The following is a 23,160-nucleotide window of genomic DNA, read 5'->3' on the forward strand; positions in this document are numbered from 1 at the left end:
TTCCCTTTTATGATTAAAATTATTACCCTAGTTGAGTAATAACAAATTAAACCAAGCAAAATTATGAAAAAAAATGACACTAAATTTTTGTCACAAAAAAATCTTTTACGGATTATGAAAATTTACACCCTCTTGCTTTTTGTTTCTATGGCAAAACTGTTTGCAGTTGAGGCCAATGGGCAGAATGTAACTATTAATGTAAAGAATGCTGAACTTAAAACTGTTTTTACAGAAATTGAGTCTTTAACCAATTTCAATTTCTTTTATAACAACAGTTTAGTTGACGTATCTAAAAAAGTTTCTTTAAATGCAACTAATGAAGAATTAGATTTAGTTCTTGTTAATTTATTTAAAGACACACACATAGATTACAGACTTTTAAAGGATCAAATAATATTATTTCCTAAGAATGATGAATCAGTGATTAAAGTCATTGAAGATTTAATTAAAAACGAAAACTTAGACAAGGAAATTGAAGCTATTATTAAAGATGCTCTTCAGAATGAGATAAAAGGAACAGTAATAGATGCTGGAGGTATACCCCTTGCAGGAGTGAATATTATTATTCAAGGTACATCTTCTGGGACACAAACAAATTTTGATGGAGAGTATAGCATCCAAGCAAATGCCGGAGATGTTTTAGAGTTTTCTTACATAGGATTTAAAACACAATCGATTACAGTTGGAGATTCTAACACTGTTAATATCACTATGGAGGAAGATGCTAGTCAACTAGATGAAGTTGTTGTAACGGCATTAGGTATTAAGAGAGAAGAAAAGACATTAACCTATGCTCAACAAACAGTTAAAGGAGAGTCTCTTACACTTTCTAGAGATGTTAATCCAGTAAGTGGTTTAAATGGTAGAGCTGCAGGTGTAGAAATACGTAAGAGTAGTTCAGGACCTGGAGGATCTACTAAAATTCAAATTAGAGGTAGTAAATCTTTAAGCGGTGACAGTTCTCCTTTATTTGTAATTGATGGTATACCAATGGTTAATAATAGAGGTAATCAACCTGGATTATGGGATGGAGTTGACCAAGGAGATGGTTTATCTCAATTAAACCCTGATGATATAGAAAGTATGAGTATCTTAAAAGGAGCTAATGCAGCTATACTTTATGGTAGTCAAGGTGCTAATGGTGTTGTAGTTATTACAACTAAAAGTGGTAGAGAAGGAACAGCCACTGTAAAGGTAAATTCAGGTATTACATTTGAGAGTATTATAGACACTCCAGAATTACAATACCGTTATGGTAGTGAAGGTGGAACAAAAGAAAGCTGGTCTTATACTCAAGGTAATTATGATAGCAACTTTGTTGATGATTATTTTGAAACTGGAGCAAATTACTTTAACTCTGTTTCTGTAAGCGGAGGGAACGATAAAACACAAGCTTATTTTTCTTATGCGAATACGTCTTCAACTGGAGTTACGCCAAATAATACTTATGGTAAGCACAATATCTCTTTTAAGCAGTCTACAAAGCTTTTTAAAGATAAAGTTAAAGTAACGTCAAACATTATTTTAGCGAAAGAAAAAACTAACGGACGTAATAGAGCTGGGTATTATAACAATCCATTAACAGGATTATATTGGTTCCCAAGAGATAGAAATTTTGCTGATGTTAAAAATAATTATAGTGTATTTAATCCTGCAAGAAATACCAATGAAATGAATTGGTTTATTGCAGATCACTTACAATCAAATCCTTATTGGTTATTAAATGAAGAAAAACAAATAGATAAAACTAATAGGGCTATTGCTAGTTTAAACATAGAATATGATATAAGTGAAAAATTGAAACTACAGGTTAGAGGTAACTATGATTATGCAGTAAAAGAATTCAATAATCAGCGTAATGCAGGAGGAAATACTACTACGGTACCTTCTAATGGTCGTTGGGTTTATGAAAAGTATGACGATACAAGTAGTTATTTAGATGCTATTTTAAGTTATGATACAACCTTTGGAGAAGATTTTACATTATCAGCTTTAGCTGGAGGAACTAACCAAAGAACAGTATTTGGTAATGGAGTTGCAGTAGACACTGGAGGTAGTGCAGATGGGCTAGCCTATGCAAACGAGTTTTACTTTCAAAACCTTTTACCAGTTGTTCAAGTTCGCTCAACTCTAGATAGTCGAGTAGAAAAGCAATCGTTATTTGGTAATGTTACTATAGGGTTTAAGGAAATGTTGTTTGTAGATGTTGCAGGAAGAAATGACTGGGCATCAACTTTATCACTTACTGGTAACGATTCATACTTTTACTCTTCAGCAGGTTTAACAGCTCTTTTAAGCGAGATGTTTGAAATGCCTGAATTTATTAGTTTTGCAAAAATTAGAGGATCTTTTGCTAGAGTTGGTAATGAAGTGCCTTACAATACAATATTCCCAAGACATACAATTAATGCAGATGGTTCTGTAAACTTTAATACAATTAAACCATTTACAGATGCTAAACCAGAAATTATAACTACTTCTGAGATAGGTATAGATTGGAGATTTTTTGATAGCAGATTAGGTCTTGATTTTACATATTATAATATAACTAGTAAAGATCAGTTTATTCAGATAAATGCACCAATTGAAGACTTTACTTCATTTTTTGTAAATGCAGGTGAAATAAACAATAAGGGTGTAGAAATCACACTTTCTGGAAAGCCTATAGTAACTGAAGATTTTACTTGGACAACAGCATTAAATTATTCTAAAAACACAAATAAAATAGTTGAATTGCATCCTGATGTTCAATCAATAGGTCAAGGTGGTGCTGAAGGAATTAATGTTAGATTAGTTGAAGGCGGAGCAATTAGTGATATTTATGCTTTTAAATTTTTAAGAGATGATCAAGGTAGAATTATCTTAGATGATGCTTCTGGAAGACCAAGAAGAACTGCAACAAGAGAATTAATTGGTAATGCTGAACCTGATTATGCTTTAGGATGGAATAATACTATTAATTACAAAGATTTTTCTCTTAATATGCAAATTAATGGAAAGTTTGGCGGATTTACAGCAAGTCAAACAGAGGCATTATTAGACGGATATGGTGTATCTGAAAGATCTGCAGCTGCTAGAGACAGGGGGTTTGAAACAATAAATGCAGTACAAAATGGTGCAGCAGTTACACAAATAGATCCTTTTACATACTATGATGCTATTGGTGGTAGAAATGGAATTGATGAACCTCATATTTATGATAGAACTAGTGTAAGATTGGCTCAATTAGCACTTTCTTATAATATCAATGTAGATAAATTTGATTGGCTTAAAAATGCATCACTTTCTTTTGTAGGGAACAACTTATTCTTTTTCTATAAAGACGCGCCTTATGACCCAGAGTTATCTCAAGGTACAGGTAGAAACGATGCTGGTGTAGATAATTTTAATTTACCATCAACTAGGACGTATGGTCTAAACTTAAGTTTAACATTTTAATAAGTAAGACATGAAAAAAATAATATATATATTTATTGCAGCACTTTTATTCAATATAACTGCTTGTACAGATAATTTTGAGGGCTTAAACGAAAATCCTTATCAAGTTACTGATGAATCATTACAACAAGATTTTAATAATGTTGGAGCATTTTATCCACCAATGTTAAAAAACTTATTTGGTCATCAGATCGAACACAATTTATCTCATGATTCATGGGTAAGGCACTTAGCTACGCCAACCCCATTTGTTGGAGGTATTAATAACACAACTTACTATATTCGTTGGAATACATACTGGAATAGAATTTATGGACAAATTATGTCACCAGCTGCCCAAGTTACAAAAGTAGCAGTGGCAGAAGACTATCCAGTTTTTGTAGAATGGGCTAAGTTGATAAAAATACTGGGAATGTCTAGATTAACAGCATATCATGGTCCAGTAATATACACGAAGTTTGGAGAAGAACCAGCTACTTATGATTCTGAACCAGTGCTTTATAATGCATTTTTTACTCAGTTAGATGAAATTCAGGCAGTTTTCAATGCTAATATGGATTATACTGGATTAGGTAAGTTTGATGCTAGTTATGGAGGAAATATTGCACAATGGAATAAACTAGTAAATAGTATGAGATTGAGATTGGCAATTAGATTGTCAAAAGTTGATCCTGCATTAGCAAAAACTCAAGGCGAAAAGGCATTAAGTGAACCAGGAGGATTAATTGAAACCAATGGAGATAACTTTATGGTATCTTTATATGGTGCTGTTTTTCCACCAGTAACTATTAGTTTTGGATGGGGAGATACAAGAATGAGTGCTTCTATGGAATCTATTTTAATAGGATATGATGATCCTAGAATTTCTAAGTTCTTTGATCCTGCAACAGATGATACTTTATATCCAGATCATCCAGGTCATCCTTATAAAGGTATTAGAAACGGAGCTGAACTGGTTGCTAAAGGGGATAGATTGTCTTATTCAAACATTAGTTCTGATTTTAAAGATGTAGATAGCAGACGCTTTTTTACTGCAGCAGAAGTAAAATTCTTAAAAGCTGAGGCTGCCTTAAGAGGTTGGGCTGGTGCTGGTACTGCACAAGAAAATTATGAAGCTGGTGTTAATGCTTCCTTTGAAGATTGGGGAGCTGGAGGAGCAGCAGCATATTTAGCTGATAATACTAGTTTACCTATAGATTATGATGATCCTAAAGCTGCTGGAGCTATAAATGATTTTGTAACTAGAATTACAAATACAGTAGCATGGGATGAAGCAGCTGATAATGAGATTAAACTAGAAAAAATCATTACTCAAAAGTGGATTAATGCTTATACGAACTCAATTGAACCATGGGTTGATCACAGAAGAACAGGATATCCTAAATTACCTTACAATTACAAAAATGATAGTAATGCAGATTGGGGAGTAATACCAGCAGATGATTTCTTAAGAAGACAAGTGTTTTTAACAAGTCAAAGAGAAAATAATGCTGCCTCCGTGGCAGAGGCTACTGGCTTCCTAGGCGGACCAGATGAAATAGGAACAAGACTTTGGTGGGACACCGGAGGACCGAATTTTTAGTTTTTTTTTTTGAATCTAAAAGAGTTGTTTAAATCTGTTTAAACAACTCTTTTTATTTAATTTTATATATTCCAATAATTTTTGTACGGATAATCTTTAAATAAATATGATTAAGAAACATAAATTTATAATCTCCAGTTTAGTAGTTTTATTATTTTTTAGTAGTTGTAAGGATAACTCAATTGAAATGATGAAAAGTGATAGCATGTTTGCTGCTATACCAACTAATCATTCAAATTTACTTTTCAAAAATACTGTTGTACAAACCAGAGAGAATAACCATATGATAAATTCTGCATTTATATCTGGTGGAGGTGTTGCAGTTGGAGATATAAATCAAGATGGTTTACAAGATGTGTTTTTTACAGGAAATCAAGTTAGTGATAAACTTTTTTTAAATAAAGGAGATTTTGAATTTAAAGATATTTCTCAAAAGGCAGGCATTACCCCAGATAATAAATGGTCAACTGGAGTAACATTTGTTGATATAGATGATGATGGCGACCAAGATATTTATGTTTGTCGTTTTGTGTATTTGGAAAATGAAAAGAGTGCTAATCAACTTTATATTAATAATGGAGATCTTACATTTACCGAACAAGCTGCTTCTTTTGGTTTAGCAGATAAGGGTTTTTCTATACAGGCCACGTTTTTCGATTTTGATAAAGATGGTTTAATAGATGTTTACATTGTAAATCAACCTCCAAGTATTCCTGGTATTGGAGATAAACTCAATCTCTCCCAATTCTCCGATATTTTGTTTAGTGATAGACTATACAAAAATATGGGTAATGGTAAGTTTGAAGATTATACGATAAAAGCCAACGTTAGAAACTTTGGTTTTGGTCTTTCAGCAACTACATCTGATTTAAATAATGATGGTTGGGAAGACATATACGTTACTAACGATTTTGATGTTGCTGATCAAATATATATCAATCAAAAAAACGGCACATTTAAAGATGTTATTCATAATTCTACTAAGCATATTTCAAATTTTAGTATGGGAAGTGATATTGCTGATTATGATAATGATGGAAATTTAGATGTTATAGTTGTTGATATGATGGCGGAAGACCATAAGCGAATAAAAACAAACATGGGAGGCATGCAACCCGAAAAATTTTGGCAAATTGTCAATAATGGAGGGCATTATCAATATATGTTTAATACGCTACAAAGGAACAATGGTAATGGTACTTTTAGTGACCTAGGACAATTAGGAGGTGTTACAAATACAGACTGGAGTTGGGCTCCTTTATTTGCAGATTTCGATAATGATGGAAATAAAGATCTTTTTATTACAAATGGAGTAAAGAGTAATAACCGTAATAGTGACTTAGTAGTAACTTATGAAAAAAGAATAGATAGCATTAAGCTCTTAGCGCAACAAAGAAGAGTAAACCCAGCTAGAATGATAGATGTAATGGACTTTGCTAATTTAGCTCCTACTGACAAACTATCAAATTATATTTATAAAAATAATGGAGATCTTACTTTTGCTAACAAAGTGAAAGATTGGGGGATAGAAACTCCAACATTATCAAATGGTGCAGCTTATGCTGATTTTGATTTAGACGGGGACCTAGATTTGGTAATTAATAATATTGATGATAATGCAATGCTCTACAGAAATCATGCCGTAGAAAACGGTATTGGAAACTATGTAAGATTCAAAATTGCTCCAAAAAAAGGTCAAATAATTTATGGTACAAAAATAACACTGTATCAAGCCAACAAGGTTTGGCAAGTGAGCCAAATATCTAATGCTAGAGGCTACATGTCTAAAAGCGAAGATATTCTACATTTTGGGGTTGGAGATGCTAGTAAAATTGATAAGGCAATAATAGAATGGCAAGATGGTAGTAAAACTACTCTTAATGATTTGGCCATTAATCAAGTACACGAAATTTCTTTGTCTAATGCAGAAAGTAAAGAAGCTTTAGAATCAAATAAAAAGCCAATTTTTAAAGAAATTACTAAAGCTATAAAATTAGATCAAATAAGACATATAGAGAATGATCATGATGATTATGCATATGAAATACTATTACCACATAAAATGTCACAATTTGGACCTTCATTAGCCGTTGGAGATGTTAATGGTGATAATAAAGAAGACTTCTTTTTAGGTGGAGCAGCAGGAATCTCTGGTAGATTGTTTTTGCAAAATAATAAAGGAACTTTTGATGAGATTGAAGAAGGTGGTTGGACTCAAGATAAGGCTAGCGAAGATATGGGAATAGAACTGATAGATGTAGATGGGGATAAAGATTTAGACTTATTTGTTGTTAGTGGAGGAAATGAATTCAATGAAAATGATAAAGCTTTACAAGACAGGCTTTATATAAATAATGGTAAGGGTAAATTTACCAAAAAGATTAGCGCATTACCTAAATATTTAACAAGCGGATCTTGTGTAATACCAAATGATTTTGATAATGACGGTGATTTAGACTTATTTATAGGAGGACGTTTAACTCCAAAAAAGTATCCTCATGCAGCAAATAGCCATTTATTAGAAAATAAAGGCGGTAAATATGTAGATGTATCAAGTAAAAAAGCTCCAGAGTTTAGTAATTTGGGTATGGTTACATCAGCTAGTTGGTTGGATTATAACAAAGATGGGTTGATTGATTTGGTTGTTGTAGGCGAATGGATGCCAATAACCATTTTTACTCAATCTGAAAGCGGTAACTTTGAGAAGCAGGTTTTAAGTGGTTTAGAAGAAAGTGAAGGTTGGTATTATTCTGTTAAAACAGCAGATATGGATAATGATGGTGATCAAGATATAATTGTAGGTAACCTAGGTTTAAATTACAAATATAAAGCTTCATCTAAAGAACCTTTTGAAGTACATAGTTATGATTTTGATGATAATGGCAGTCTAGATATTGTATTAAGTTATTATGAGCATGGTGTTTCTTTTCCTGTAAGGGGGAAAAGCTGTTCTACACAGCAAATACCATCATTAAGTGAAAAATTTGAAACGTATGAAGCGTTTGGCGATTCCAATTTGCAAAATATTTATGGTGCCTCATTAGAGACAGCGTTAAATTTGAAGGCTAAAACTTTTGCGTCTGCTTATATAGAAAACGAAGGGAATGGGAACTTCAATATAAAACCATTACCAAGCTTAGCTCAAATATCTTCAATTAATAGTATTCTAGTTAATGATTATGATTCTGATGGTAATAAAGATTTATTGATTTCTGGAAATTTATTTCCAGCTGAAATTGAAACACCGCGTAATGATGCAAGTATAGGCTTACTTTTAAAGGGTAATGGTAAAGGAGAATTTTTACCAGATTCAGTTAAGGAGAGTGGGTTTTATGCACCGAATGATGCCAAGGATATGAAAGTTATTAAAGTTGGTGATAAAGAAGTGATTTTAGTTGCTAATAATAATGATTTTCTACAGGCAATAGAACATAATTAAACCACTTCTAAGTAATACGTTAAAAATGAAACATCCTGAACTAAAAATTTTGCTAAGCTGAAGATTAGTTAAGTAGATGTTGCATGTGATATTTTAAAAATAATAAATATAAACACATGAAATTATATTATAAAAAAACCTGTTTATTTTTTTTAGGGGTATGTTGTTTCCTTTTTTCGAATGTAGCATATGCACAAACTGCTACAATAAAAGAGGAAATAAAAACAATTAAAACATATACATTTGATGAACCTAACCCTTTACCAATACTCAAAGAAAACTCTAAAATATATCCTTATTATAAATTTGAAGGCTATGAGCATACAGCCAAAAATAAAGAGTGGAAAGTTGTTACTTTGGAGAATGACTATATTAAATTATGGGTATTACCAGAAGTAGGGGGAAAAGTTTGGGGAGCTATAGAAAAGACTACTGGAGAAGAGTTTGTATATAAAAACGATGTCCTTAAATTTAGAAATATTGCTATGCGTGGCCCTTGGACATCTGGAGGAATTGAGTTCAATTTTGGAATTATAGGACATACTCCAGCTACGGCAACACCAGTAGATTATACAATTAAAGAAAATAAAGATGGAAGTGTTAGCTGTATTGTTGGCACTATGGATTTACCCTCAAGAACCGAATGGAGAGTTGAGATTAATTTACAAAAAGATAAGGCTTATTTTGAAACAAAAGCATCGTGGTATAACCCAACACCGTTAAATCAGTCTTATTATAATTGGATGACCGCAGCAGCAGTTGCCAAAAATGATTTAGAGTTTTTTATACCAGGTAATAAATACCTTGAACATGGAGGAAATGCAAAATTTTGGCCCATTGATGAAAATGGAAGAACATTATCTCACTATAAGAACAACAATTTTGGGCCACATAAATCTTATCATATTGTAGGTGATTACAAAGACTTTTTTGGAGGCTATTATCATGATACAAACTTTGGTTTTGGCCATTGGTCACCCTATGAAGAAATGCCAGGTCAAAAGCTTTGGTTATGGGCTTTATCACGATCTGGAGGTGTTTGGGAAGATTTACTTACCGACACAGATGGGCAGTACATTGAATTTCAAGCAGGACGACTTTTTAATCAATATTTTCCTGAAAAGGATAAAAACCCTATAGCTCAAGCTAATTTTGAGCCCCATGCTATGGATATATGGCGAGAAATTTGGTTTCCTTTTAAAGATATTGATGGAATGGTTGATGCTTCAGAATATGGTGTGTTAAATGTTCAACACTCTGAAAGTGAATCATACATTGGAGTTAATGCGCTCCAGAGCTTAAATGAAACTATTCACGTGTTTGTTAATGAAAAACAAGTAATAGATGAAAAGCTAAATATGAATCCTATGGATACTTTTTCCAAAACAATACCATCTAAACCTTCAGATAAGATTGAAGTTATTATTGGAGATAATAAATTGAAGTATACAGCAAACTCAGAAGCATCTTTAATAAAAAGACCGTTTTATTCAGACACAACCTTGCAAATTTCAAAAACGCAAAAGTTATATACTGATGGTTGGGAAGCTATGAAATATAGAGCTTATGACAAAGCTTTTGAAAGCTTTTCTGCTCTTATTAAAATAGACCCATCGCACCAAGAAGCGTTGGTTAAATTGGCTGAGTTGGAATATAGAAAAACCAATTACAATAAAGCTTTAAGGTGTGCCAATACTGTTTTAAGAATGGATACTTACAACCCAGAAGCTAACTATAAAGCAGGAATTATATATCGAGCAAAGAAAGATTATGTTAACGCACTAGAATCTTTTGGATGGGCCGCTAGATCTACTGAATATAGATCGGTGTCTTATGCACAAATGGCAGAAATACATCTAAGATTAAATAATTATAATAAGGCTAAGGAATATGCCTCAAAAGCTTTAAATTTTAATACTTATAATCTTAATGCTAGAAAAGTATTAATGGTTTTAGCAAGAAAACAAAAAACGCATGAAGCTTTCAAAACCCAATTAGCTACTGTTTTAGATATAGATCCTTTAAATCATTTTGCCTTATATGAAAACTATTTATATACTAATGATAACACCTATAAATCAAGTTTAAATAGCGAATTTCCTGTTGAAACTGCAATAGAACTGGCTATGCAATATCAAAAATTAGGAGAAAATGATGAAGCGATTAATGTGTTAAAAGATTTTAAAGGAGATGTAAAAGTAAAACTATGGATGGCCTATTTATTAAAAGAAAAGAGCGTTCATGATTGTAACCAATTATTAGAAGAGGTTCTTGCCATATCTCCTAATTTTGTTTTGCCATATAGAAGAGAAACAATTCCAGTATTAGAATGGGCAATTCAAGAAAAGCAGCATTGGAAATTAAAATTCTATTTAGCTCAAAGCTATATTGCTGTTGGATTGATTGATAAAGGAAAAAAGCTCTTGAAAGATAGTTTTAACGAGCCTGACTCTGATGTTTTTTATAGATTTAGAGCGACTTATTTAGAAAGCGAAAATTATACTTTTAGACTTCAAGATTATAAAAAAGCAATTGAGTTAAATAGTAATAATTGGAAAGTATGGGGTGAGCTTATTCAATTTTATTTAATAAATGGTAAATATGATGAAGCATTTGCCAATGGGAAAAAAGCGTTTAAAAAGTTTCCAAGTAATTATAATATTGAATTATTATATGCAAAATCATTAGTTGAAGTAAAAAAATATAATCAAAGTTTAAAAGTATTAAAGAACACAGTTGTTTTACCTTCAGAGTTAGCAATGATAAGTCGAGATATTTATTTTGATGCACATGTGTTTCTAGCTAATCAATATATCCAAGAAGGGAAGTATACTAAGGCAATTCAGCTTTTAAAAAATTCAAAAGAATGGCCAGAATATTTAGGTGTAGGAAAGCCATATAGTGTGGATGATAGGCTTCAGGATTATTTACTAGCTATATGTTTCGAAAAACTAAAAAATGATAGTAAACGAAACAATCTATTAGAGGGTATAATTAATCATACAAATGCAAATAAAAGCGGACGTAACATTAATAAATTATTTAATCTTTTAGCTCTTAAAAGACTAGGGCGCAATGCTGACTTAAATATGTTGGTATCGACTTTAGAAAAGCCAACAAAGAAGGATGATATAGCTAATAAGTTAGTACTGGCTATCTTTAAAAAAGATAATGAAAAACTTTCAGAATTGAAAAAGGAAAGTAACCTTAGTGAAGGTTTATGGTCACTTTTAGTTGCATCTTCAGGATACTAGTTTTATTGCCTTACTAAAATAAGAGAAATCTTAGCTATTATTATCCTTATCTGGAACAGGGTCGTATCCTGAGCCACCCCATGGATGGCAACTAAAAATACGTTTTATTGCCAGCCAACCACCTTTAAAAATCCCATGTTTTTGTAATGCTTCTTTAGAGTAATGAGAACAAGTTGGATTGTACCTACAAGTTGCTGGCGTTAAAGGGGATATCAATGTTTGATAAACTTTTATTAAAAACAAAAATGGCGCAATAAGTAGTTTTTTCAAAATCTATTTGTCATTCCCTCATCGGAGAGAATCTATATTAATTGAAATTTAATTTTAAAAGTGAATGCCACACAACAAAGCGGAATAATAGTTTGATTTAATTAGTCGTAAATGTTGTCCCGTCTTTACCATCTTTAAGTTGAATACCAACAGAGGCTAATTCATCACGAATTTTATCTGATAAAGCAAAATCCTTATTTGCCCTAGCTTCTTGCCTCAATTTAATTAAGACATCTACTGCTCCTGTAAGCTTATCTTCTGATCCAGAATCTTTTTTAGTTACGTTTTCTAACCCTAAAACATCAAAAACAAAAGCGTTTATAGTTTCCTTTAGTATTTTTAAATCTTTATCGTTTAAACTTTCGGTTCCTTCTTTAACTTGGTTGATGTATTTTGCGGCTTCAAACAAATGAGCTATTAAAATGGGTGAATTAAAATCATCATTCATAGCATCATAACATTTCTGTTTCCATGCATTTACATCTATTGATGATGTTTCAGAGGCTTTTAAACTTTCCATTAAATTTACAGCATCCATCAATCTGTAAAACCCTTTTTCGCTTGCTAATAACCCAGCATCTGTTAAATCTAAAACACTTCGATAAGATGATTGTGCATTAAAAAAACGTATAACACTTGGAGCATAAGCTTTACTAAAAATAGTATTGTTTCCAGACAGTAGTTCGTCAGGATTGATGGTGTTACCAGTTGACTTAGACATACGTTGCCCATTCATTTCTAACATATTGGCGTGCATCCAATACTTTACTGGAGATTTTCCTTTAGCTGCCTCGTTCTGTGCGATTTCACATTCATGATGTGGAAATTTCAAATCCATTCCACCTCCATGAATATCAAATTGCTCGCCTAAATATTTAGTACTCATTGCAGTACACTCTAAGTGCCAGCCAGGGAATCCATCACTCCAAGGTGAAGGCCATCGCATAATATGTTGAGGTTCGGCTTTTTTCCAAAGTGCAAAATCTTGTGGATTTTTTTTATCACTTTGGCCGTCAAGTTCACGGGTATTATGAATTAAATCTTCAAGCTTTCGTTTGCTTAAGATACCGTAGTCATTAGTTTCGTTGTATTTATGTACATCAAAATAAACAGAACCTTTAACTTCATAAGCAAATCCATTATCTATAATCTTTTCAATTAGCTCAATTTGTTCAATAATATGTCCTGTTGCAGTAGGCTCAATACTTGGAGGTAAAAAGTTTAGCGTATTTAATATATTATGAAAATCTACCGTATAGCGCTGAACAACTTCCATCGGCTCTATTTGTTCTAAACGTGCTTTTTTGGTGATTTTATCTTCGCCCATATCTGAATCGTTTTCTAAATGTCCAGCATCAGTAATATTTCGCACATAACGTACTTTATAACCCAAATACTTTAAATACCGAAAAACCATATCAAAAGACATAAAGGTTCTAACATTCCCTAAATGTACATTACTATAAACTGTTGGACCACAAACATACATGCCTACATAACCATCGTTTATAGGTTTGAATGTTTCTTTTTTGCCAGTAAGTGTATTGTATAGTTTTATCTGTTGATTTTGATATAACTGCATTTTGGTTGGTTTAATTTTAAAGGTCTTAATTTAAAATTTAGTGTCTAATTTGATATAATCTAAAAACTCTCTGCGAGTTGCTTCTTCCTTAAATTTACCTCCAAATTCTGAAGTTACAGTGCTGCTTTCAATATCTCTAATACCTCTTGAGTTTACACATAAATGTTTAGCATCAATAACGCAAGCAACGTCTTTAGTGTCTAAAACTTCTTGTAACTCTTTAACAACTTGAATGGTTAAACGCTCTTGAACTTGAGGTCGTTTTGCAAAATAATCAACTATGCGGTTCATTTTTGATAAGCCAACAACAGTACCGTTTGAAATATATGCAATGTGCGCTTTTCCAACAATTGGTAATAAATGATGTTCGCAAGTTGAATATACCGTAATGTTTTTTTCAACTAACATTTCCCCATATTTATACTTGTTATCAAAAGTAGATGCACTTGGTTTTTTCTTCGGATTTAAGCCTCCAAAAATTTCTTTAACAAACATTTTTGCTACACGATTTGGCGTACCGCTTAAGCTATCGTCACTTAAATCTAAGCCTAAAGTTTCCATGATGTGGCGTACATCGTCTTTAATAATGTCTATCTTTTCTTCGTTAGAAAGTTTAAAAGCATCATTACGTAACGGTGTATTTGATGAAGTTCCAATATGGTCGTCTCCTAAAGATTCAAAATCTTCTATTTTATTTTCAATTTTCATCAGTTAAAAAAAATCTTATTTTAAGTCTGCAAAGATAAACAAAACACTTTTGTTATGTTTTGTATTAACAAACAATTAATTGTTAAGTAATACCATGGTTTTTTATACGTGGTATTAAATTTAGTATGTTATTCTCGAAAAAACGAGAATTTATGTGTTTGTCTGTTTTTTAATAGTTTAATTACATTTAAATAAAAAGCTTGAATATTTTGTATTCAAGCTTTAAAAAAAACGATTTATATTTTTTAGATATTGAAACTTAACGAAAGTGTGAGGTTAGAATTTGTTCTATCAATAAGTGCAACATCTGTTAAGCCTACATTATAAAGAGGTGTTTCTGACGTTCTATTAGATTGATCATAAGTAATATCTAATTTTGTGTTTCCGAAGTTATAACCAATTCCGAAAGAGTAGCCTGTTAAATCACCTACTGTTACGCCATTTTTATATGGACTTTCTTCAAAACGATAACCACCTCTAAAACTAAACTCTTTGTGCTTATATTCGCCACCAATTCTATAAGTTGAGGCATCAGTAAGCATATTATTAATGTTATTGTTTACATTAGTGAAATCATTTTCAGGTTTAAATTTTGTGCTACTATAGTCTTTGCGAGAATAATCGAAACTAATTAAACCTTGTGTTCCGAAGACATAAGCAAAACTTCCAGTAACTTTTGAAGGTGTTTGTAATTTGTATTGAGGGTAAATATTAATTATTTGTGGGTTTACTACTTGAGTTACATTGGTTCCAGCATCATCTCTTACTGTTGCTAAGTATTGAGTGGTTTCTTCTTCAATAGTATACCAGGTAGGAGAGTCGTATGTTAATCCAACTCTAAACTCTGGACTTAATTTTAAAATACCACCTAATTGAAAAGAGAAACCGTTTCCTGTTGTAGATAAATTATTTTCAAATTCAATATCGTTTATAATAGATCCTGCATTAGCATTATCTTCAAAAAGTAATGTAGAACGCTGGTAATCTATAAAATGCGAATTTAAATTTAATCCTAAATATAAATTATCTTCATATTGAGCCGCCATATTGAAGGTGATTTTACCATTATAACCAGTAGATGTATATGTGTAATCATGATTAAAATTACCATTTGCTAAATTTGAAGAATACGCTGTATTTGCATCATCATTTATATCATCTGGTTCTAAAATAAAAGATTCAAACCCTAAAAAGGCTTGCTGATGGGCAAAACCATATAAGTTACCTATATCTGCATAAGCGTCGGTAAATGATTCACCATCTAAAGTAGAAATTTCGTCTAGCCTTAAACCATCTGCATAGTTTAAAAAATAAAGGTCAATAGATTGATTATTGGTGTTTGTTCCGAAAGCAAACCAATTGTTGTCAAAATCATTAGTTTTATCGTAAGCTATAGCTATAGTAAATTTTCTCCAAGGAGAATCACCTCTATTAGCAAAAACAAATGCTGCACCACCCTGATTTATATCGAAATTTGAATCATTTTTACTACCAGCACCATTAAAATACTGTGTGTCATTAGTAGTTTCTGAATTAGATAATGTAAATGAAGCATGGCTACTACTAAATACTGCAGATCCAGCCGGGTTTAAGCTAACGGCACTCATATCTCCTCCAAGGGCGCCAAAAGCACCGCTTAAAGCTCTAAATCGAGCGGTTCCTTGTATATTATCTTGCGAATAGCGTAAGGCATCTGTTATATCTTGAGCGTACATTGTAGACATAGATATGATACCTATGAATAGTAAACTTAACTTTTTCATATGTAAATTTTTATTTTTTTAGATTTTATCCGCGTCGTCCTCTTGAAGAACCACCTGAACTTCTACTACTTCCACTTGAACTTCTGCTTGAAGATGATCTTACTCCAGAAGAGCTTGAGCTTCTACTGCTAGAAGACGATGACCTTCTTACTGAAGAGCTTGAGTTCGAGCTTCTTCTACTAGTTCCTGAATTGTAGTTACTAGATGGTCTTGAAGCTGATCTATTTCTCCTTACTGCGGGTGAAGTTGATCTTGTTGTAGAGTTTGCAGCTGGAGAAGCTGTAGAGCGTCGCCTAACTACATTAGTGCCAACACGCGAATTTGTTGAGCGATTTCTATTTATAGTTGAAGAGTTTGAACCACCTCTTCTTGAAGCATAGTATCTAGAATTTGTAGAATTTACACCATTTGAACGCCTAGCTACGCTACCACGTCTACTAGCGTTATAAGCTATTCCAGAGCCATAATAACGATTGTTTCCATAATATCTGTTGTTTCTGTAATATGGATAACCATAGTATCCATAAGACCTAAATCTATATGGGTTGTAAAAAGCCCATCTATTGTTGAAGCCGCCATAGTAAGGAGGGCACCAAAAAGAATCATAATAACCCCAGTTATTCCAACCCCAATTATTCCATCCCCAGCGGTTCCAGTTATTCCAACCCCAGCCAAATCCGGCATTCCAACCCCAGTTATTCCAACCGTTGTCAATATAGTTTATAGTAACTTGATTATTGTCTTGACCCCAACCACCATAACCTTGATAGTTGTTGTTTATAGAATCATTTTCAACATAATTATTTCCAACATAAGAATCAATATCTGTAAATACTTCATTATCAGATAAATTTTCATATTCTAAAGCTTTTGTTTTAAAATAGTTTGTATAATAATCGTTTTGTGAATTGTTATTAGTAGCTACAACAGTTTCTTCTTGTTGCACAGGTTTTTCTGAGGCACCATAAATACCATCATTGTCAACTCCTACATATTGATAAGAGCCACATGATGATAAACCAAATAGCAAACCAAGTAATGCTAAAAGTGGCATTTTTCTTTTTAAGTAGTTATTAAATTGCATATCTCCAGAATTTTATTGTTGAACATAACAAAAATAGTTAGTTTTGCTGAACTATTTTTTTATTTAACATAGTCACAATATTTGTGCCAAAACATTGATATGAGCAAAAAACTTACAAGTAGAGCGGATGATTATTCAAAATGGTATAACGAACTTGTTGTTAAGGCTGATTTAGCGGAGAACTCAGCAGTTAGAGGTTGTATGGTAATTAAACCTTATGGTTATGCAATTTGGGAAAAAATGCAAGCAGAATTAGATAAAATGTTTAAAGAAACTGGACATCAAAACGCTTATTTTCCTCTATTTGTACCAAAAAGCTTGTTTGAGGCTGAAGAAAAAAATGCAGAAGGTTTTGCAAAAGAATGTGCTATTGTAACGCATTATAGATTACAAAATGATCCTGATAAAACAGGAAAACTTAGAGTAGACCCTGAAGCAAAATTAGAGGAAGAATTAATTATTAGACCGACTTCTGAAGCGATTATATGGAATACATACCGTGGTTGGATTCAATCATATAGAGATTTACCACTATTAATTAATCAATGGGCTAATGTAGTGCGCTGGGAAATGCGAACGCGTTTATTTTTGCGTACTGCTGAGTTTTTATGGCAAGAGGGTCATACTGCTCATGAAACAAAGGCAGAAGCAATTGCTGAAACTCAGCAAATGAATCAAGTATATGCTACTTTTGTTGAAAATTTTATGGCCATACCTGTAATACAAGGTGTAAAAACAGAAAGTGAACGTTTCGCAGGAGCTGAAGATACTTATTGTATTGAAGCATTAATGCAAGATGGGAAAGCATTGCAAGCTGGAACATCACATTTTTTAGGTCAGAATTTTGCTAAAGCATTTGATGTAAAGTTTGCTAATAAAGAAGGTAAGCAGGATTATGTATGGGCAACATCATGGGGTGTCTCTACTAGATTAATGGGAGCTTTAATTATGACTCATAGTGATGATAACGGATTAGTCTTGCCTCCTAGTTTAGCACCAAACCAAGTGGTTATTGTACCAATTTATAAAAGTGATGAACAATTGGAAGCAATTACTAATGTGGTTAATGGTATTATGAATGATTTAAGGGGGAATGATATTACTGTTAAGTTTGATAATAGAACGACTCACAGACCTGGTGCCAAATTTGCGCAGCATGAATTACAAGGCGTCCCTTTGCGTATTGCAATTGGTGCTAGAGATTTAGAAAACGGAACGGTTGAGTTAGCAAGGAGAGATACTTTAACGAAGGAGACAGTGGAACTGAGTAATTTAACAGAAATCGTTAAGGGATTAATGACTGAAATCCAAGATTCTTTATATAATAAAGCCCTAGATTATAGAAATAATCATATTACAGAAGTTGATACTTTTGATGAGTTTAAAACGGTTTTAGAAACTAAAGCAGGTTTTATTTCGGCACATTGGGATGGAACAGCAGAAACTGAAGATAAAATTAAAGAACTAACAAAAGCAACTATTAGATGCATTCCGTTAGATTCTAAGGATGAAGATGGGGTTTGTGTATATAGTGGAAACCCTTCTGAACGTAGAGTATTGTTTGCAAAAGCGTACTAATGTGATTTTTTTTAAAAAAAAATTATATAGTGCTTGCAACATTTAAAAATAGTTGTATTTTTGCATCCGCAATGGAGACATTGTAAGTTATTTGAAAAGTAATGCAAGTCTAAATTTTAATAATTTATTTGCATACTTAAAACAAATGGCCCGTTCGTCTATCGGCTAGGACGCCAGGTTTTCATCCTGGTAAGAGGGGTTCGATTCCCCTACGGGCTACAATATTTTAATAATAGAAAAGAATAAAATGGCAAATCATAAGTCAGCATTAAAGAGAATTAGAAGTAACGAAGCGAAACGTTTAGTTAATAAGTATCAGCATAAAACAACTCGTAATGCTATTAAAAAATTACGTGAGTTAACGAAGAAAAAAGATGCTGAAAAAATGTTTCCATCTGTAGCTTCTATGATTGATAGATTAGCTAAGAAAAATGTAATACACGCTAATAAAGCGGCTAACTTAAAATCTGGTCTAGCAAAACATATTGCTACTCTATAATTAGATTTAAAGTTTTAAAATATTTAAAAGCTTCTCAGTAATGAGAGGCTTTTTTTGTTGGTTTAAGTTAGTTTTAATGCACGTTAGCGATTGTAGAGGAAATCCTTTTTGAGAGGTACGAACAAAAAGATTGAAACGGAAAGCGCGACCCTTGGGTAACGCCCAAAAGATAAATATCCACTTAGACGATTTGATGAAGTGATGAAAATAAGTTCAATATATAAAAAAGGCCTTAGCAATATTAGCTAAGACCTTTTTTTAGTTTGAGTTAGTTATATAATTTCCTTAAACCTAAGTTCAGGATAAATTATCCATTCATTGAAATTAAAAATTCTTCGTTGTTTCTGGTTTGTTTAAAACGTTCGTTAATAAACTCCATAGCTTCAACAGGGTTCATGTCTGCAAGGTATTTGCGCATTACCCACATACGTTGAATAGTATTTGCGTCTAATAAAATATCATCTCTACGCGTACTTGATGATGTTAAATCGATAGCTGGGAAAATTCTACGGTTAGAAATTTTTCTATCTAATTGCAGTTCCATATTACCTGTTCCTTTAAATTCTTCGAAGATAACTTCGTCCATTTTAGAACCTGTTTCAGTTAATGCAGTAGCAATAATAGTTAAAGACCCTCCATTTTCAATATTACGTGCAGCTCCAAAGAAACGCTTTGGTTTGTGTAGCGCATTGGCATCTACACCCCCAGAAAGAATTTTTCCAGAAGCTGGTTGCACGGTATTATAAGCACGTGCTAAACGTGTTATAGAATCTAATAAAATAACCACATCGTGACCACATTCTACCAATCGTTTTGCTTTTTCAAGAACAATGTCGGCAATTTTTACATGTTCGTGAGCTTCTTTATCGAAGGTTGAGGCAATAACTTCTCCACGAACATTACGTTGCATATCGGTTACCTCCTCAGGGCGTTCATCAATTAATAAAATCATTTGATAAACTTCTGGATGATTTGCTGCAATAGCGTTTGCTACATCCTTTAATAACATGGTTTTACCTGTTTTTGGTTGCGAAACAATCATACCACGTTGTCCTTTACCAATAGGAGCAAATAAATCCATGATTCTAGTCGAAATGGTACTTTGGCGATCTGCTAAGTTGAACTTCTCCTGTGGGAACAATGGTGTTAAATGTTCAAACGCAACACGGTCTCTAACCACATTAGGATCTTGACCATTAATTTTACTCACTTTTATTAAAGGAAAATATTTTTCTCCTTCTTTTGGTGGTCTTACATGACCCAAAACAGTATCTCCTTTTTTAAGACCAAATAAGCGTATTTGAGATTGTGATACATAAATATCATCTGGCGATGATAAATAATTATAATCAGATGAACGTAAAAAACCATACCCATCTTGCATGATGTCTAAAACACCTTCGCTTTCAATAATAGCATCAAATTCAAAATCTGGTTCACGATAACGGTTTCTACTATCTTTATTACCCTTATCTATATTGCCGTTTTTCTGATTTCTGTGCTGGTTTTTATGCTGTTGATTATTATCTCTTTTTTGATGAGGCTTCTGCTGGTTATCCTTTTGATTATCGTTAGAAGGTCTAGGATTTGGTTTGTGGGCTTGCTTTCTCTCCTCTTTATTATCTTGAGTAACCTCTGTCGATTTTACATCTGGAGTTTTAGTTGCTTCCTGAGGTTTTGCTTCTAAAGGTTTTGTTTCCTGCTTTGCTGGTGTATTCTTAACAGGCTTTTGCACACGTTGCCTAGGTTTTCTTGGCTCAGCTTTTTTCTCTTTGGGTGCTTCAGTCTCTTTATTAGGTTCAATTACTGCTGTTACCTTTTTTGGGTCAGCAGCTTGTTGATCGAGTATTTGATAAACTAAATCTAATTTTTTTAATGAGCGGTATTTTGGGACCTTTAATTGTTTTGCAATCTCTTGTAAGTCAGAGAGTTTCTTTTCTTTTAATTGTGAAATTTCAAACATTGATGTTTAATTGAATATATGTTTTTTGAATATAATTTTAGATTTTATTCTGAAAATGATTTCTTTATTTTGAAGAATTAACAACCTGCAATAGTGGTTGTTGTGAATCATTACTGCAATTATACAACTTTATTTTAATTTTTAGGGCTTATTTTATAAAAGAAACTATTATTTTTGCTGTCTAGTTTTTTAAAGCTTATGTTACAACGTATACAAACTATATATCTTTTAATTGCCGCAGGAGTTTCGGCAGGATTAATTTATGTGTTTGAATTATGGATTACATCTGATGACTTAAAAGTATTTGCAGCTGACATTAATTACGTGTTTGCTGGCTTCTTAACATCAGCGTTTTTTTCAATTGTAACAATATTTAGATACAAAAACAGGAAGTCTCAATTTATGTTGGGGCGCCTTAACATCATATTAAACTTTTTTTTACTAGGATTTTTTGTATATCAATCTCTAAACATATCTGGAGAAACGGCGGTTTCTGAGAAAGGTATTGGGATGTTTCTCCCTATTGTTTCTATCGTGTTTTTGGCATTAGCCAATAAGGCCATCAAGAAGGATGAAGATCTCGTAAAATCTGTAGATCGATTACGATAAACCTAACATCTTAGTAGTATTAGTGCGTAAAAGCCCAAGATGAAAATTTTGGGCTTTTTTATTTTTGGGTGTTACCTTTGCATTTCAACTACACTCACTGTCAGCAAAGTAAAAACGCCAATCAAAGATAAACTACCTTTTATTAAATTCAATAACTTCTAAATTGTCAATTTTATTACCATCAATAGTAAAGCGTAACATAGTACGAGTTTTATGAAATCCATGCTTACCAACTGCACCAGGATTCATATGTAATAAATTTAGTTTTTTATCAGGCATAACTTTTAAAATATGCGAATGCCCACAAATAAAAAGTTTTGGAGGGTTTTGTTTTATTTTGTCTCTTACTCTAATATTATAAGCTTTTGGGTAGCCACCAATATGAGTAATCCAAACATCAACACCTTCACACATAAAGCGATTATGTTCAGGAAATTCTAACCTAATTTGAGCATCGTCAATATTGCCATAAACCCCGCGCAAAGGCTTTAGTTTTTTTATAGCATCAGTTACTTTTAAATCACCTATATCTCCTGCATGCCACACTTCATCAACTTGCTTTATATATTTTAAAATGTCGTCATCAATATAACTATGTGTATCAGAAAGTAAAAGAATTTTTATCATTTATATCCAACTTGTTTTTTAGTAGTTTAATGGTTGGTAAAGTTATTAATATTTGAACTAACCTATTCTAAATTTTGAAATAGGAATTTTATTGATTTTGTCAGAAAGATTGGTTAACTTCGTTAATCTAGGTAAATTGATTAAAACAGCACTTTATCTATACGTTACTAAACCTTTAAAGCGATAATATGAAAGCATGGAATTTTAAAGTAAGAAGTAATTCTCAAGAAATTATTAATAAGTTAAACTCTACGCTTGGTTCTGCTAAGGGATTTGTTTTTAATATGGATCATGATGAAAATGATTCAGTAACATTCAAAATACGTAAAAGAGGTTTGTATGCGTTTTACCTGATGTTTATTAACAAAGTCATTTTAAATGGAAAGATTTTAAAAACAGATATAGAGAACGAGACCAACATAGAAATCTCCTTTACTCAATACTTTTTATGGAAATTGTTAATATTTACTCATATGTTTTTGGGGTTTGGCTTTCTAATTGCGATATTCTCAGGAATGATCAACAATCCTTCATTATTCATGCTAGGAGGGGTCTTACTAGTATTAGGAATTGTACTATGGATTGCTGTGCAGAAAAAATTTGAAAAAGATGTTCAAGAATATAAAACATTAATTTCTAAAATATTAGAGTTTTAAAACAAAAGAGTTTTTAAATTAATTAAGAAGCTAAGAAGTGATAGATAATGACACCTTCCAACTTAGTATTGACATTTTAAAAGATGTAACAAGAACTCCAAACCAACA

General features: G+C 32.3%; 15 protein-coding genes and 1 tRNA gene. 9 read left to right on the forward strand and 7 right to left on the reverse strand.

Annotation, left to right across the window (positions count from 1 at the left end):
* Positions 1-114: 114 nt before the first annotated feature.
* From M3P09_RS05715 to M3P09_RS05730, 4 genes are all read left to right on the forward strand, one after another.
* The gene (locus M3P09_RS05715; protein ID WP_249972368.1) at positions 115-3,438 is read left to right on the forward strand and encodes a SusC/RagA family TonB-linked outer membrane protein; all 3,324 of its coding nucleotides are present in this window, start codon (positions 115-117) and stop codon (positions 3,436-3,438) included.
* A gap of 10 nt (positions 3,439-3,448) precedes the next feature.
* Complete coding sequence (locus tag M3P09_RS05720; RefSeq protein ID WP_249972369.1) at positions 3,449-5,020, forward strand: SusD/RagB family nutrient-binding outer membrane lipoprotein; 1,572 nt, start codon at positions 3,449-3,451, stop codon at positions 5,018-5,020.
* 106 nt (positions 5,021-5,126) lie between these two features.
* Positions 5,127-8,459 (forward strand): VCBS repeat-containing protein, encoded by a 3,333-nt coding sequence (locus tag M3P09_RS05725; protein ID WP_249972370.1) that lies wholly within the window; start codon positions 5,127-5,129, stop codon positions 8,457-8,459.
* 116 nt (positions 8,460-8,575) lie between these two features.
* Entirely contained in the window at positions 8,576-11,713 is a 3,138-nt protein-coding gene (locus M3P09_RS05730) for a DUF5107 domain-containing protein (protein ID WP_249972371.1), read from the forward strand.
* Between the two features lie 30 nt (positions 11,714-11,743).
* Here M3P09_RS05730 and yidD read toward each other — a convergent pair whose 3' ends face one another.
* The 5 genes from yidD to M3P09_RS05755 form a co-directional block, all read right to left on the reverse strand.
* Entirely contained in the window at positions 11,744-11,986 is a 243-nt protein-coding gene (gene yidD / locus M3P09_RS05735) for a membrane protein insertion efficiency factor YidD (protein WP_249972595.1), read from the reverse strand.
* A gap of 94 nt (positions 11,987-12,080) precedes the next feature.
* Positions 12,081-13,565, reverse strand: a complete 1,485-nt coding sequence (cysS, locus tag M3P09_RS05740) for a cysteine--tRNA ligase (RefSeq protein WP_249972372.1) — start codon at positions 13,563-13,565, stop codon at positions 12,081-12,083.
* Between the two features lie 30 nt (positions 13,566-13,595).
* A complete protein-coding gene (folE, locus tag M3P09_RS05745) occupies positions 13,596-14,273 on the reverse strand; it encodes a GTP cyclohydrolase I FolE (protein ID WP_099564167.1) in 678 nt (225 codons plus the stop codon).
* A 245-nt stretch (positions 14,274-14,518) separates the two neighbouring features.
* Positions 14,519-16,036 carry an OmpP1/FadL family transporter gene (locus M3P09_RS05750; protein WP_249972373.1) on the reverse strand — a complete coding sequence of 506 codons (1,518 nt, stop codon included), beginning with the start codon at positions 16,034-16,036 and terminating at the stop codon, positions 14,519-14,521.
* Between the two features lie 25 nt (positions 16,037-16,061).
* On the reverse strand, positions 16,062-17,120 hold the full coding sequence (locus tag M3P09_RS05755) for a hypothetical protein (RefSeq protein WP_099564165.1): 1,059 nt from the start codon (positions 17,118-17,120) through the stop codon (positions 16,062-16,064).
* A 99-nt stretch (positions 17,121-17,219) separates the two neighbouring features.
* Between M3P09_RS05755 and proS the strand changes: the two genes are divergently transcribed.
* From proS to rpsT, 3 genes are all read left to right on the forward strand, one after another.
* A complete protein-coding gene (gene proS, locus M3P09_RS05760; RefSeq protein ID WP_249972374.1) occupies positions 17,220-18,698 on the forward strand; it encodes a proline--tRNA ligase in 1,479 nt (492 codons plus the stop codon).
* Positions 18,699-18,845: 147 nt separating this feature from the next.
* A tRNA-Glu gene (locus M3P09_RS05765) sits at positions 18,846-18,917 on the forward strand.
* Positions 18,918-18,945: 28 nt separating this feature from the next.
* Positions 18,946-19,197, forward strand: a complete 252-nt coding sequence (gene rpsT / locus M3P09_RS05770) for a 30S ribosomal protein S20 (RefSeq protein ID WP_099564163.1) — start codon at positions 18,946-18,948, stop codon at positions 19,195-19,197.
* Positions 19,198-19,504: 307 nt separating this feature from the next.
* Here rpsT and rho read toward each other — a convergent pair whose 3' ends face one another.
* Entirely contained in the window at positions 19,505-21,160 is a 1,656-nt protein-coding gene (rho, locus tag M3P09_RS05775; protein ID WP_249972375.1) for a transcription termination factor Rho, read from the reverse strand.
* A 198-nt stretch (positions 21,161-21,358) separates the two neighbouring features.
* Between rho and M3P09_RS05780 the strand changes: the two genes are divergently transcribed.
* The gene (locus M3P09_RS05780; RefSeq protein WP_099564161.1) at positions 21,359-21,769 is read left to right on the forward strand and encodes a DUF4293 domain-containing protein; all 411 of its coding nucleotides are present in this window, start codon (positions 21,359-21,361) and stop codon (positions 21,767-21,769) included.
* A 132-nt stretch (positions 21,770-21,901) separates the two neighbouring features.
* Here the strand turns inward: M3P09_RS05780 and M3P09_RS05785 are convergent, their stop codons facing one another.
* A complete protein-coding gene (locus tag M3P09_RS05785; RefSeq protein WP_099564160.1) occupies positions 21,902-22,396 on the reverse strand; it encodes a metallophosphoesterase family protein in 495 nt (164 codons plus the stop codon).
* A 188-nt stretch (positions 22,397-22,584) separates the two neighbouring features.
* On the opposite strand from M3P09_RS05785, the gene M3P09_RS05790 reads away from it, so the two are divergent.
* Positions 22,585-23,052, forward strand: a complete 468-nt coding sequence (locus tag M3P09_RS05790; protein WP_249972376.1) for a DUF423 domain-containing protein — start codon at positions 22,585-22,587, stop codon at positions 23,050-23,052.
* Positions 23,053-23,160 lie beyond the last annotated feature (108 nt).

This window comes from Jejuia spongiicola, assembly GCF_023502325.1.
Classification (GTDB): Bacteria; Bacteroidota; Bacteroidia; order Flavobacteriales; family Flavobacteriaceae; genus Wocania_A; species Wocania_A spongiicola.

Bases quoted from the DNA above. Each gene is read 5' to 3' on its own strand.
- M3P09_RS05780 (WP_099564161.1), top strand. From the start codon at position 21,359: ATGTTACAACGTATACAAACTATATATCTTTTAATTGCCGCAGGAGTT.
- cysS (WP_249972372.1), bottom strand. From the start codon at position 13,565: ATGCAGTTATATCAAAATCAACAGATAAAACTATACAATACACTTACT.
- M3P09_RS05715 (WP_249972368.1), top strand. From the start codon at position 115: ATGAAAATTTACACCCTCTTGCTTTTTGTTTCTATGGCAAAACTGTTT.
- M3P09_RS05785 (WP_099564160.1), bottom strand. From the start codon at position 22,396: ATGATAAAAATTCTTTTACTTTCTGATACACATAGTTATATTGATGAC.
- rho (WP_249972375.1), bottom strand. From the start codon at position 21,160: ATGTTTGAAATTTCACAATTAAAAGAAAAGAAACTCTCTGACTTACAA.
- M3P09_RS05790 (WP_249972376.1), top strand. From the start codon at position 22,585: ATGAAAGCATGGAATTTTAAAGTAAGAAGTAATTCTCAAGAAATTATT.
- M3P09_RS05725 (WP_249972370.1), top strand. From the start codon at position 5,127: ATGATTAAGAAACATAAATTTATAATCTCCAGTTTAGTAGTTTTATTA.
- M3P09_RS05750 (WP_249972373.1), bottom strand. From the start codon at position 16,036: ATGAAAAAGTTAAGTTTACTATTCATAGGTATCATATCTATGTCTACA.
- rpsT (WP_099564163.1), top strand. From the start codon at position 18,946: ATGGCAAATCATAAGTCAGCATTAAAGAGAATTAGAAGTAACGAAGCG.
- M3P09_RS05720 (WP_249972369.1), top strand. From the start codon at position 3,449: ATGAAAAAAATAATATATATATTTATTGCAGCACTTTTATTCAATATA.
- proS (WP_249972374.1), top strand. From the start codon at position 17,220: ATGAGCAAAAAACTTACAAGTAGAGCGGATGATTATTCAAAATGGTAT.
- M3P09_RS05755 (WP_099564165.1), bottom strand. From the start codon at position 17,120: ATGCAATTTAATAACTACTTAAAAAGAAAAATGCCACTTTTAGCATTA.
- folE (WP_099564167.1), bottom strand. From the start codon at position 14,273: ATGAAAATTGAAAATAAAATAGAAGATTTTGAATCTTTAGGAGACGAC.
- M3P09_RS05730 (WP_249972371.1), top strand. From the start codon at position 8,576: ATGAAATTATATTATAAAAAAACCTGTTTATTTTTTTTAGGGGTATGT.